The 12,713-nt window shown below is 63.9% G+C and carries 11 protein-coding genes; 3 read left to right on the forward strand and 8 right to left on the reverse strand.

Annotation, left to right across the window (positions count from 1 at the left end; translation table 11 throughout):
- Positions 1-21: 21 nt before the first annotated feature.
- Both X728_RS160600 and X728_RS160595 read left to right on the forward strand, forming a co-directional pair.
- Complete coding sequence (locus tag X728_RS160600; RefSeq protein ID WP_023707711.1) at positions 22-1,008, forward strand: sulfate ABC transporter substrate-binding protein; 987 nt, start codon at positions 22-24, stop codon at positions 1,006-1,008.
- Between the two features lie 259 nt (positions 1,009-1,267).
- A complete protein-coding gene (locus X728_RS160595; RefSeq protein WP_023673075.1) occupies positions 1,268-1,717 on the forward strand; it encodes an Rrf2 family transcriptional regulator in 450 nt (149 codons plus the stop codon).
- Positions 1,718-1,782: 65 nt separating this feature from the next.
- Here the strand turns inward: X728_RS160595 and X728_RS160590 are convergent, their stop codons facing one another.
- On the reverse strand, positions 1,783-3,351 hold the full coding sequence (locus X728_RS160590; protein ID WP_081732319.1) for an acyl--CoA ligase: 1,569 nt from the start codon (positions 3,349-3,351) through the stop codon (positions 1,783-1,785).
- Positions 3,352-3,437: 86 nt separating this feature from the next.
- Here X728_RS160590 and X728_RS160585 point away from each other — a divergent pair, with 86 nt between their 5' ends.
- Positions 3,438-4,586: a hypothetical protein gene (locus tag X728_RS160585; RefSeq protein WP_023830800.1), complete on the forward strand. Its 1,149-nt coding sequence runs from the start codon at positions 3,438-3,440 to the stop codon at positions 4,584-4,586.
- On the opposite strand, the gene X728_RS160580 is transcribed toward X728_RS160585, so the two are convergent.
- From X728_RS160580 to X728_RS160550, 7 genes are all read right to left on the reverse strand, one after another.
- A complete protein-coding gene (locus tag X728_RS160580) occupies positions 4,581-5,135 on the reverse strand; it encodes a gluconokinase (protein WP_023733120.1) in 555 nt (184 codons plus the stop codon). The genes X728_RS160585 and X728_RS160580 overlap by 6 nt on opposite strands.
- A 2-nt stretch (positions 5,136-5,137) precedes the next feature.
- The gene (locus X728_RS160575; protein WP_023673071.1) at positions 5,138-6,124 is read right to left on the reverse strand and encodes an ABC transporter permease; all 987 of its coding nucleotides are present in this window, start codon (positions 6,122-6,124) and stop codon (positions 5,138-5,140) included.
- Complete coding sequence (locus tag X728_RS160570) at positions 6,121-7,101, reverse strand: ABC transporter permease (protein WP_023733121.1); 981 nt, start codon at positions 7,099-7,101, stop codon at positions 6,121-6,123. The genes X728_RS160575 and X728_RS160570 overlap by 4 nt, the downstream gene beginning before the upstream one ends.
- On the reverse strand, positions 7,098-8,663 hold the full coding sequence (locus X728_RS160565; protein WP_023687963.1) for a sugar ABC transporter ATP-binding protein: 1,566 nt from the start codon (positions 8,661-8,663) through the stop codon (positions 7,098-7,100). The genes X728_RS160570 and X728_RS160565 overlap by 4 nt, the downstream gene beginning before the upstream one ends.
- A gap of 93 nt (positions 8,664-8,756) precedes the next feature.
- A complete protein-coding gene (locus tag X728_RS160560) occupies positions 8,757-9,881 on the reverse strand; it encodes a sugar ABC transporter substrate-binding protein (RefSeq protein ID WP_023682221.1) in 1,125 nt (374 codons plus the stop codon).
- Positions 9,882-10,207: 326 nt separating this feature from the next.
- Complete coding sequence (locus X728_RS160555) at positions 10,208-11,236, reverse strand: LacI family DNA-binding transcriptional regulator (protein WP_023682222.1); 1,029 nt, start codon at positions 11,234-11,236, stop codon at positions 10,208-10,210.
- A 159-nt stretch (positions 11,237-11,395) separates the two neighbouring features.
- Positions 11,396-12,568, reverse strand: coding sequence for an MFS transporter (locus X728_RS160550; protein WP_050589864.1), 1,173 nt, complete (start codon positions 12,566-12,568; stop codon positions 11,396-11,398).
- Positions 12,569-12,713 lie beyond the last annotated feature (145 nt).

Here is a 12,713-nt window from a genome sequence, read left to right on the forward strand (position 1 = left end):
TGCACATCGGAGCCTGTGTTCATGAAGCGATTTTTCCTCAGCGTCGCCACTGTCGCCGGCCTGATCCTCGCCTGTTCGCAGGCCTGGTCGGCCGACAAATTGCTCAACGCTTCCTATGATGTCGGCCGCGAATTGTTCGCCCAGGTGAACAAGGCTTTCGTCGCCGGCCATCCGGGCGTCACCGTCGACCAGTCGCACGCCGGCACCTCGGCGCAGGCGCGCGCCATTGCCGAAGGCCTCGGCGCCGATGTCGTCACCTTCAACCAGGTCACCGACATCGACTTTCTGGTCAAGAAAGGCCTCGTCTCCGCCGACTGGCAGAAGGATTTCCCCGACAACGCCTCGCCCTTCTACTCGCTCCCATCCTTTCTCGTCCGCGCGGGCAACCCCAAGCACATCAAGGACTGGAACGACCTCGTGCGCGACGACGTGCAGGTGATCTTCCCCAACCCCAAGACCTCGGGCAATGCGCGCTACACCTATCTGGCCGCAACCGCCTACGCCAAGGAAGCCTTCAAGGGCGACGACGCCAAGGTGAAGGAGTTCGTCACCAAGCTGTTCAACAACGTGCCGATCTTCGACACCGGCGGGCGCGCCGCCACCACCACCTTCGTGCAACGCGAGATCGGCGACGTGCTGATCACCTTCGAGTCGGAAACGCGCGGCATCCGCAAGGAGTATGGCAACGACAAGTTCGAACAGGTCACGCCAACGGTCAGCCTGCTCGCCGAATTCCCGGTGGCGATCGTCGACAAGGTCGCCGACGAGCACGGCAGCCGTGACCTCGCCAAGACCTATCTCGATTTCCTCTACACGCCCGAGGGCCAGACCATCGCGGCTGAAAATGGCCTGCGCGCCCGCAACGCTGAAGTCGCGGCAAAATACAAGGCCGACTTCCCCGATGTCCGCCTGCTGACTGTGGAAGACGTCTTCGGCGGCTGGGACAAGGTACAGAAGGAGCACTTCGCCGCCGGCGGTCTGCTCGACCAGACCTATGGCAGCCGCTGATATCAGCAGCGTTCGACCTCACCTCACAAGAAAGCCGGCGCTTTGCCGCCTTCTTCGTTTTCGCGCGCCGACAAACGGCTTCAGGCGGAATCTGTCGCGATCGGTGAAAAACGTTACAAAGAATCAACGCCTTTGTGCCCAACGTGCAATCGGGCGGCTTGTTCTACGCGAAACCGGGTTGTTCAGGCGAAACGTCATGATTTGCACACAAACAACCGCCAGATGCGGGTGGTTGGGGTTTTCATGAACTGAAGCGGGCATGCTTACCAAAAAAGGCAAATACGGCCTCAAGGCCCTCGTGCATCTTTCCGGCCTGCCGGTCGGCCAGCTTGCATTCGTCAACGACATCGCGATCGCCAACAACATCCCGAAGAAATTCCTGGATGCCATTCTGGGCGAGCTGCGCAATGCCGGTTTCGTCCTCAGTCGCAAGGGCAAGGAAGGCGGTTATCGCCTCGCCCGGCCGGCTTCCGAAATCAAGATCGGCCACGTCGTGCGCGTGCTGGACGGCCCGCTCGCTCCCATACCCTGCGCCAGCCGCACGCAATACCAGCGCTGCGAGGATTGCGACGAGGCGACCTGCCAAGTCCGGCACATGATGCTGGAAGTGCGCCAGGCGATCGCCGAAGTGCTGGACAATCGCAGCCTCGCCGCCATGCGCGACGCCGACAATGATGATTTTCCGGTCGAGCTGACATCGCAGATCTAAATTAGAGCATGGTCCCGAAAAGTGCGAACCGGTTTTCGGACAAGATCATGCTGAAATGAGAGTCCTCAGACCAGGCCGAGCTTGCCGGCCAGGCCGACGCGCTGGATTTTGCCGGTGGGACCCTTGGGTATCTCCTGGAGAAACAGGATGTGGCGCGGCACCTTGAACTCGACGATCCGGCTGCGCGCGAAATCGCGTATCTGCTCGGCATCGGCGGTGGCGCCCTCGGCCAGCACGATGGCCGCACCCACCTCTTCGCCGAGCATGGCGTGCGGCACGGCGAAGGTCACCGCCTGCGCCACCAGCGGATGATCGAGCAGCACATTGTCGACCTCGAGCGGCGAGATCTTTTCGCCGCCGCGATTGATGATCTCCTTCAGCCGCCCGGTGATCTTCAGATCGCCATCCTCGTCGATGAGGCCCTGGTCGCCGGTGCGGAACCAGCCATCGCTGAAGGCAGCTTCATTGGCCACCGGATTGTCGAGATAGCCATCATGGATGTTGGCGCCGCGCACCGCGATCTCGCCCTTTTCACCCGCCGGCAGGATCGTCCCCTTGTCGTCCAGGATCGTCACCTGCGGACCCGCAGGCAGGCCGACCGAGCCTGGCTTGCGGCGTGCCGGCGGCAGGCCGTTGGATGTCATCTGGTGCGCCGCCTCGGTCATGCCATAGGCCTCGACCACCGGACAGCCGAAGACGCGCTCGAGGTCGCGGAACACGGTGTCGGGAAGCGCTGCCGAAGACGAGCGGATGAAGCGCAGCCGCGCAGCCGCGATGGTTTCGCCATTGCGGGCGGCGCGCGCCAGGATCGCCTGATGCATGGTCGGCACCGCGCTGTACCAGCTCGGCCGGAAATCGCCCAGCCAGCCGTAGAATTTGAGCGGGTTGAAGCCCGGCGTGCAGACAACAGCGCCGCCGACTGCCAGCTGTGCGCTGAGCGCCGCCATCAGCCCGTGAATGTGGAACAGCGGCATCACGTTGAGACACATATCGTTTGCCGACAGCGCCAGGGTGCTGGCGATGTTGGCCATCGATGCCTGCAGATTGCGCTGCCGCAAGCCGACGATCTTCGGTCGCGCCGTGGTTCCCGATGTGTGCAGGACAAGCGCGAAATCGTCGGGTCCGTTGAACTGCATATCGTCGAGGCGAGCCTCGCTGGCAGCCTCCACCTCGGCGTCGCCCGCCAGCAGAAACTCGCCGGCCTTGGCGCCGTCAGTCACGACGACGTCGAGCACCGCAATGCCGAGCCCCTTTGCGGCGTTGCGCGCGGCATCGCCCATGCCTTGTCCGCACAGCAGCAGCTTCACATCGAGATCGCCGAGATAGAAGCGGAATTCGTCTTCGCCGTAAGCCGGATTGAGCGGCGCCGCCGTCGCCAACGCCGAGACCGCCAGGAAACAGGCCGCCATTTCCGGGCCGTTGGGCAAGACGATGCCGACGGCCGTGCCGCGGGCAACGCCACGCCTGGCGAGATCGCCGCAGAGCTTGTCGACAAGATTGGCGAGGCCGGCAAAGCTTAGGGATGGCCGGTCCGGCGCCATCAGCGCCACAGCAGCCGGCTGCCAGGGCTCCAGTTGAGGAAGTGCTACCGATAGGGCCTGTTTCAAGTTCGAACCCTGAATGGCGTTCACCATGGCCTTGCCGGCGCCGATTGCGCGCCCGTGGCAGACGCAGTAAAGCGATTTCCGGACGCACGCAAGAACAGGTGGACACCGATCGGATGAGGCTGCCGTGGCTGGGAAAATCCCGGAAAGCCGACCGGACACCATCGTCCGCCGTCATTTATCATACGGAAATCATCGCCGACATCCTGGTGCCCGAACGCGCCGAGAATGTTCGCTTCTTCAGCCGCAAGCTGGTCCGCGCCGGCAAGTTGCGCACCTTCAACAACAGGGATTTCCGCGAGCTGCTGCTGGCCGCCTTCTATCTCGGGGTCGCGGCATTGCTGCCGGTCAATTGGTGGGCCGCGATCTGCAGCCGCGTATCGGGACTGCGCCTCAAGCGCCACATCCGCAAGGATTTCGTGCGCTACGCCGCCGCGACGCGCGCCGTGCTCGGCAATGGCATCGATGCGCAAAGGCAGTTCAGGGCCTTGCTCTGCGCCAACCACCGTCGGCGTCTGCTGCTTGCCGCGCATCTCATCGGCCGCCGGTGGTCGCCTGATATCCGGCTGGAAGGCCTGGAAGGTCTGGAAGCGGCGCTGAAGCGCGGCCACGGCGCTATCATCTGGTGCGATCAGTTCACGGCCCAGACCATAATCGGCAAACGCGCTCTCCATGAAGCCGGAATCGAGACACACCAGCTCAGTGTCAGGGCTCACGGCATATCCGATTCGACCTTCGGCTTGCGCTTCCTGAACCCGCCGATGGTTCGGGTCGAGAACCGTTTCCTGAAAAGCCGGATCGTGTTCGACCGCAGCGACGCCTACCAGGTCACCGGCCGGATCCAGAAGATCCTTGGCAGCAACGGCGTGGTGTTGGTGACCAACACGGTGCATGCCGGCTCGACATTCACCGAAGTCGGCCTTGGCGAGAGCGGCTGGACCCACCTCGCCTCGGCGCCGACGAATTTCGCTGCCAGAGGCAAGGCGGCGCTGTTTTCCATGTCGACCTTCGAGACCGATCCGTTCCGCCAATACCGCGCCGTCCTAAGTCCCGAACTGGTGCCGGCCCCGGCAGAGGCCGGCGAGCCCGCGACCAGAGCCGGCGGCGCCAAGAACACGGCGCTTCAGGCCGAGTACATATTGCTCAAGCGCGACCGCTTGCTGGAGGCGTTGAAACTCTATCCCGAGCAAATGATGGTCTGGTCAGGCCATGACCGGTTCACCGAACGGCCGGAAACCGCCTTGCCCGACGAGGGTGGTTCATGATTTTGCGCCGGCCAGCAGGCTGGCAACGGCGGTGACGATCTCAGCCACTGGAAGTGTGGCGTCGGCCGTCAGCGCCCGCTCGTCGGCGCCAGGCGGTTCAAGGATGGCGAACTGGCTTTCGACCAGGCTTGCCGGCATGAAATGCCCCTTGCGGCTGGCGACACGCTGCTTGGCGGTAGCGGGATCGATCTCCAGATAGATGAAAACGATATCCCGGCGGAAGCCGCGCAGACGATCGCGGTAGCTGCGCTTCAGCGCCGAGCAGGCGGCAACCACGCTTTGGCCGCTGCCGGTCAGGTCGGCGATCCGCTCGCCGATGGCATCGAGCCAGCCCTCACGCAGTTGATCTGTGAGCGGCTCACCGCTCGCCATGCGGGCGACGTTTTCGGGCGGGTGCAGCCTGTCGCCCTCGACAAAGACGGCCCCTTCCTCTGCTGCCAATGCTTTGCCGACAGCCGACTTTCCGCAGCCGGCGACGCCCATCACCACAATGGCCCGAGGCACTGAGCCGGTAGCGCCCATTGGCGCCTGTGCCGTCTCTTCGTCCACGGTCAGCGGCTTGCCGGCGCGCGGCCGTAGAGCAGGAGCATGGCGACGATGACCAGGCCATAGACGATCTGCCGCCCCGCCTCCGGCATCTGCATGACCGAGAGTATGGACTGCAGGAGGGTGATCAGAATGACACCGGCGACGGTGCCGAGATAGGAGCCGCGGCCACCCAGGATGGAGGTGCCGCCCAGAACCACGGCGGCGATCGACGGCAGGAGATAGGCATCGCCCATCGATTGCGCCGCCTTGGAGGCATAGCCGGCGAGAAGCACTCCGCCAAAGGCGGACAGCCCGCCTGAGATAGCGAAGGCGATCATCACCACGCGCCTTGTATCGATGCCGGAGAGATAGGCGGCACGCTCGCGGTTGCCGATGCCGTAGACGGTGCGGCCGAAGCTGGTGCGGGACAGCACGAACACCATCGCGGCACCAATCAGCGCCCAGATGATGACGGCGTTAGGCACGCCAGGAATGGTAAAACCTGTCGCAAGATAGCGCATGGCGCCGGTGGCCGAATCCTGTGGCGAGTAGCCGCCGGTATAAACGACCATGAGCCCTTGCGCGACAGCGTTGGTGGCGAGCGTGATGATCATCGAGGGTATGCGCAGATAGGCGACGCCAAAGCCGTTGACGATGCCGATCAGCACCCCGCAAAAGATGCCGAACGGGATGGCCAGCGCCACACCGATCGGGCCATAGGCCGCAGCCGCACACGCCATCATCGCGCCCGCCGCCACCGCCCACGGCACAGACAGGTCGATCTGGCCTAGCAGGATGACCAGCATCATGCCTGTGGCGATGACGCCGAGGAACGAGGCCACCTTGAGCTGCTGCAAGAGATATTCAGGCGACAGAAAGCTCCTGGAATAGAGGCTGCCTAGGAACAGCAACAGCACGATGCAGGCGAAGGCCGTCAGCACCGCCGGATCGGCGCGGCGGATGAATTTCGGCATGCGGCCGGCGATGCCGCCCAACGTCGTTTCGCTCACAGGAACCACTCCAGCCGGTTGCGGACCCGAAACAGTGCGAAGGCGCCGAGGCTGACCGCAACCAGCAGGATAACGCCCTGGAACAGTGGCTGCCATAGCGGGTCGAAATCGAACACGAACAACAGGTCGCCGATGGTGCGGAAGGCCAGCGCGCCGAAGATGGCGCCGATGGCGCTGCCTTTGCCGCCGAACAGCGAGACGCCGCCCAGCACCACCGCGGCGATTGAAAACAGCGTATAGGCGTTGCCGCTGGCATAGGCTGCATCGCCCGTATAGGTGAAGAAGGTCAGGAACAGTCCGCCGATCGCGGCCAACAGGCCTGCGAGCGCGTAGGCAGCGAACTTGCCGCGCCTTATCGGCACACCGGACATGTAGGCCGCCGTCTCCGAGGATCCGGCCGCATAGGCCGCGCGCCCGAGCACCGAGCGGCTGAACGGTACCCAGACCACGAGCACGACGGCGAGCAGCACGACCAGGCTCGCCGGCACCACGCCCAACAGGCGTCCGGTCAGCGCGTCGGCGAGACCTTCGTTGACCGAACCGCCGGGAAACGGCCTCAGCAGCAGCGCGATGCCGAAATAGACCGCACCCGTGGCGATCGTGGCGACGATCGGCTGCAGGCGGCCGTAGATGACGATGGCGCCGTTGATCGCCCCGCACAGGAACCCGGTGCCGAGCACGGCGATGACGCCGAAAGCGGTCTCGAGGCCGGTGCCGATGACTAGCCAGGAGGCGAGGCAATTGGTCAGCGTGAAGATCATGCCGACGGAGAGGTCGATGCCGGCGGTGATCACGACCAGTGTCTGCGCCATGGCGACGAAGGCGAGCAGCACGCCCTTGTTGGACGCTGTCTGCACGACATTGGCGGTGAAGCCCGCCGGATGGTTCGAGGTGTAGATGACGAACATGACAATGAATATGCCGAGTGCCATCAGTGTTCCGCGCTGCTCGGCCAGCCAGTAGCGCCACTCTTTCACGCGTCCGCTCCCTGTCTTGCGCCGGCATCGTCTCTCGCGCCGGCGTCATCGCCGTGGATGTTGAGCGCGCTTGCAATGAGCGCCCGCTCGGTGATCTCGGCCCCGACCAGCTCGCGCTTGACCGCGCCGTCATAGAGCACCAGCACGCGGTCGCAGCAGCCGATCAGTTCGTCATAGTCGGTCGAATAGAACAGGATCGCCGCCCCCGCATCCGCCAGCTTGCGCATCAGTTGATAGAGTTCCTGCTTGGTGCCGACGTCGATGCCGCGCGTCGGATCGTTGAGCAGGATGATACGCGGCTGGCGCATCAGCCATTTGGCGATGACCACCTTCTGCTGGTTGCCCCCCGACAGCGCACCGACCGGAATGTCGAGGCCGGCCGTCTTGATCGCCAGCAGCCCGACCATGTCGTCGATCAGCCGCTGTTCGGCGGCGCGGTCGATGATGCCGGCCTTGGACAGCCGGTCTAGGGCGGCAAAGGACAGGTTCTCGCGCACCGTCATTGGCAGCATCAGGCCTTCGGTCTTGCGGTCCTCCGGGATCAGCGCCATGCCGATGCGGTCGTCGCGCGCCGCTTGGGGGCTGGCGATCGAAACAGGCTTGCCGTCGATAAGGATCTGGCCGCCGAGGCCGCGCAGCACACCGAAAAAGGCAAGCAGCAATTCGCGCTGGCCCTGGCCGTCCAGGCCGCCAAGGCCGACGACCTCGCCTGCCCCGACCGTCAGCGAGACATTGTCCAGCCGGTCCGTCCAGGACAGCTTGCGCGCCTCCAGCACGGGAACGGCGGCGGCTGCGGTGCGCGCGGGTTTCGGCGGGAAAATATGGCTGTATTCGCGCCCGATCATCAGTTCGACGACTTCGTTGTCGCTCTTTGTGCCTGCCTTGTAGCTGGCGACATTGCGGCCGTTGCGAAACACCGTGCAGTGGTCGGCAAGCTCGGCGATCTCGTTCATGCGGTGCGAAATGTAAAGCAGCGCCAGCCCTTCCGAGCGCAATCGCTTGAGCACGCTGAATATCCTGGCGACGTCCGTCGCGGTCAGCGCCGAGGTCGCCTCGTCGAGGATCAGGATGCGCGGCTTCCTGGCCAATGCCTTGGCGATCTCGACCATCTGTCTTCTTGAAAGCGGAAGATCCTTGACCAGCGCCAATGGATGGATGTCGGCCGCACCTGCGCGTGCCAGCGCATCCTCGGCAATGCGGCGCTGCGCCTTGCGGTCGATCATGCCGAAACGCTTCGGCGGATCGGAGATGACGATGTTGTCGGCAACGCTGAGTTCGGGAACCAGCGACAGCTCCTGGAAGATGCAGACGATGCCGGACTTGTTTGCAGCAGCAGGCGAAGCGAACGTCACCTCGCTGCCGTTCAGCATCATGCGGCCTTCGTCGGGCGCGACGACGCCCGCCATGACCTTGATCAGCGTCGATTTGCCGGCGCCGTTTTCGCCGAGAATGGCGTGGATGCTACCGGACGAGACCGAAAGCTCGGCCTTTTCCAGCGCCCGCACACCACCATAGCGCTTGGATATGCCTTCCATCCGGAAGAGCGGAACCGCACCGTCCATCGGCCCTCCCGAGGCAGTTTGACTTCAAGGGATATCGAGTGGCCGGCGCCGCGGAGATCCCGCGGCGCCGGATATGCCGCCTATTGGTCAGCCCTATTGGTCAGCTTTGGTCTGGCCCATGATTTCCTGCGCGGTGAAATTGATGCCGCAGGTCGGGAAGGAATTGCCGACGAAGAAATTGTCGGACTGGTCGGGGAAGAAATCCTGACCGGCCTTGAAGTTCGGATCCTCGACGATCGCCAGTGGCAGTTTCACTGCTTGCGGAACGACGTTGCCTTCGAGCGCGGCAATCGCCGTCTTGATGGCGACCGCGACCTGCGCCGGACCGGTGCCGGCCGATGAGCATTTCAGCCCGTCGCCGGCATGTGCCGCGCAGAACTTGCGGAAACCGTTCTCGGTCTCCCCGCCGAACGGCACGAAAGCATGCTTGGCATCGATCATCGCCTGCACGATTCCGGTGTCGCCGCCTTGCCCGGTTATGCCGTCGAACGGACCGTTGGTGGCAATGGCGTCGGCCGTGGCCTTCTGTGCCACGCCGTCGTCCCATTTGCCGACCACCTCGGTGACGTCCCATTTCTTGCCGGAGGCATCGAGCGCTTCATGGATGCCGTTGTGACGGTCGGTGTCGACGGAAGTTCCGGCAACGCCGCGCACTTCGAGCACCTTGCCGCCATTCGGCACATGGCCGACCAGCCATTTGCCCCACAATTCGCCAAGGCCCTTCTGGTCGACATTGACGTTGATGGCGTCCTTGGTATCGAGAATATTGTCGAAGGCGACGAGGATGACGCCAGCTTCCTTGGCGCGCTTGATGACCGGCCCGAAAGCGGTCGGGTTCTGGGCGTTGACGACGATCGCGTCATAGCCGGAATCGATGAAGTTGTTGATCGCCGAAATCTGAGCCGGCACGTCCTCGCCGGTCGAGACGACCTTGAATTCCTTCAGTTTCGCGGCGACCTCCGGCTGGGCCGCATAGGCCTTGGCGGTCTGCACCATCTGGATGCGCCAGGTGTTGGCGATATAGCCATTGGCGAGTGCGATGCGGTATGGGCCGTCTTTCTTGGGGAACTTGAAGAACTGCGTATCGGCCGCCCAGGGCGCAAAGCAATCCGGCTCAGCCGACGGGCCCTTGACAACTTCCGGGTCGGCCATGGCCGACGAACTCAGCATGACGAATGCAGTGGCGGCAACGATGCCACCAACAAGTGACTTGATCATCGATATTCCTCCCAGTTGTAGTTTTATTTACTGCTGCTTGTTAATTTGATGCTGTTTGTCGTGGTGTGTTTTCCACGCCTGCCGAAGGCCCTCCAGCCTGGCCGGCGCCACGTCTCAAGGGCCCGAAGCCGGCCCGATCCCCTCCCCCTCGCCGCTTCACAGGCGAGAAACGAAACTAGCATATTATACATAATAAACAAGCATGAGCTGTTGCTTATGTATAATAAACAGGCACGGCCTCTCATCAAAACGTCTGCCCGACGAAAATGGTAGCGCTACCATGACGTTGTGTAAAGCACCATTTGCTGAGGCCGGCCAAAGCATGTTCAGCGTGCGGTGCTCTCGCGGGGCTTGAGTTCGAAACCAAGATCGACGACCCGCTGCTCAGGCCTTCGTCCTGCGATCGCCGCCAGCGCCATGGCAACAGACCGACGGCCGATTTCATAGCGAGGGGTGCGGATACTGGTGAGCGGCGGGAACGCCGCCTGCATCATTTCGAGGTCGTTGAAGCCGACAATGCCGATTGTTTTCGGCACGTTGAGCGCGGCGCTATGGCATTCGAACAAAACGCCGAGCGCGATGTCGTCATTGTTGCAGAAGACGCCGTCGAGCGCCGGCATCTTGGCCAGCGCATCGCGAAGCAGCTCGCGGCCGAGCGTCACGCTGGACAGTAGCGGCGTGGTGGTGACCAGCCGCGGGTCGAACAGGCCGGCCTTCTCCATTGCCGCGCGATAGCCGGCAAGCCGCCGCTGCGAGCGCGGGTCCATGCGTGCGCCGATGAAGCCGATCCGCCGGTAGCCCGCCTCGATCAGATGCTCGGTCGCGGTGCGGCCGCCGTCGAAATGCGAGAAGCCGACCAGCATGTCGACCGGATCGGGCCCGGTCTCCATCACCTGCACCACCGGGCAGCCCGCGCTCTCCAGCAGCTTTCGCGAGGTCGGCGTCTGGTCGATGCCGGCCACGATCAGCGCCGCCGGGCGCTGCGGTGCGAACACCTGCAGCAGGCGCTCCTCCTCGAGGCCGGAATAATGGGTGTTGCCGAGCTGGACGCGGAACGGGCCGTCCGACAGGCTGTCATAGATGCCGCGCACCACTTCTGCGAAGACGTTGTTGGTCAGCGACGGCACCAGCACGCCGAACACATCGGCGCGCGCCGAGGCCAGCGCCCGTGCATTGGGATCCGGGACATAACCGAGTTCGTCGACGGCGGCCTGGATCTGGCGCCGCAGATCTTGGCTGACGCGTTCCGGTTCGCGCAGCGCCCGCGACACGGTGATGGCGCCGACGCCGGCCTTGCGCGCCACATCTGATAGGGTCGGGCGGCCGCCCCCACGACGCGAGCGCGGCTTGGTCATGGACATCCTCCACGTGCCGGGCCCCGGCCGCTGCGCCCTTGCGAAACCATGTCCAGCTTTTCCACTGCCACCATGCCAACCGGCTGCTGCCGCACCCACTCGCCTGCTGGCGTCGCGCAGCCAATCGCCCTTGTCAAGCAACAGGGCAATCCTGCCTTCCTAAGCCATCAGGGCAGCACTGCGTTTTGCTTTCCACAGCAGCAGCCCGATGGCCACTATGTTCAGCAAGTTCCACGCGATCCCGTTGAGGAACGCGGCGGCGTAAGAGCCAGTCAGGTCGTAGATCCAGCCCGACATCCAGCCACCGATCGCCATGCCGAAGATGGTCGCCATCATGACGATGCCGATACGCTGGCCGGCCTCCTTGGCGGGCAGGTATTCGCGCACGATGATGGCATAGCAAGGCACGATGCCGCCTTGCGACAGGCCGAACACCAGCGACACCACATAGAGCGAGGCAAGCCCGTCGAACGGGATGTAAAACAAAAGCGACAGGCATTGCAGCACGGAACCGATAAGCAGGGTTTTCACGCCGCCGATGCGGTCGGCGACAAAGCCGGAGGCAAGCCGGCTGACGACGCCCGCCGCCATCATGATCGACAGCATGTCGGCGCCATGCGCAATGCCGTAGCCAAGATCCATGCAATAGGCGACGATGTGCACCTGCGGCATCGACATCGCCACGCAGCAGCCGAGACCGGCAACGATCAGCAGCACCTGTAACGCCGCCGGCGACAGCGAAATCGACTGCACTGGCCGGCTTCCGGGCGAACCGGCGGCAGCCGCCGTCGGAGCAGCGCGCCGCAACAACAGCACCAGTGGCACCATGGTGACCAGGCAGAAGACACCGATGCCGGCATAGGTGAAGCGCCAGCCTTCCGCCTTGATCAGTGTCGGCATGATGGTTGGCCAGAGCGCTCCGGCGAGATAGTTGCCAGCAGCCGCCGCCGTGACGGCGACGCCGCGCCGATGGTTGAACCAGTGCGAGATGTCGGCGATCAGCGGCCCGAAGATCACCGATGTGCCGACACCAATCAGCACGCCCTGGGCAAGGGTGAATTGCAGGATAGAGGTCGACAGCGCGGCGAGCAGCAGGCCGGCGGCGAGAGCCACCGAGGATAGCAGTGCCGGGATCCAATACCCCATGCGATCGACCGCGCGGCCAACCAGCACATTGCCGGCGGCGAAGCCGACCATGGTTGCGGTGTAGGGCATCGATGCCGCGGCGCGGTCAACGCCGAACTCGGCCTGCACGGCCGGCAGCACGACGACGACGGCCCACATGCCGACTGCACCGATCGTCGCCAGCAGCATGGAGATGGCAAGCCGCATCCAGGCGTAGCTGCTGTCGATGCCGGGGCTATCCGCCTGATTGGCGACGATCGGGGTCAAGGCGTTTCCTGTCTACGGTCCTGGGAAGTCGACCGTTGTGTCGCCACTATCGGCGCATTCACCGCGACGGGCAGCGCCACAGGGC

The organism is Mesorhizobium sp. L103C119B0 (genome assembly GCF_000502235.1).
Lineage (GTDB): Bacteria > Pseudomonadota > Alphaproteobacteria > Rhizobiales > Rhizobiaceae > Mesorhizobium.

Coding starts and splice junctions, on each gene's coding strand:
- X728_RS160555 (WP_023682222.1), bottom strand. CDS start 11,236: ATGACCAAGCCGCGCTCGCGTCGTGGGGGCGGCCGCCCGACCCTATCA.
- X728_RS160585 (WP_023830800.1), top strand. CDS start 3,438: ATGAGGCTGCCGTGGCTGGGAAAATCCCGGAAAGCCGACCGGACACCA.
- X728_RS160560 (WP_023682221.1), bottom strand. CDS start 9,881: ATGATCAAGTCACTTGTTGGTGGCATCGTTGCCGCCACTGCATTCGTC.
- X728_RS160550 (WP_050589864.1), bottom strand. CDS start 12,568: ATGCGGCTTGCCATCTCCATGCTGCTGGCGACGATCGGTGCAGTCGGC.
- X728_RS160600 (WP_023707711.1), top strand. CDS start 22: ATGAAGCGATTTTTCCTCAGCGTCGCCACTGTCGCCGGCCTGATCCTC.
- X728_RS160595 (WP_023673075.1), top strand. CDS start 1,268: ATGCTTACCAAAAAAGGCAAATACGGCCTCAAGGCCCTCGTGCATCTT.
- X728_RS160590 (WP_081732319.1), bottom strand. CDS start 3,351: ATGGTGAACGCCATTCAGGGTTCGAACTTGAAACAGGCCCTATCGGTA.
- X728_RS160565 (WP_023687963.1), bottom strand. CDS start 8,663: ATGGACGGTGCGGTTCCGCTCTTCCGGATGGAAGGCATATCCAAGCGC.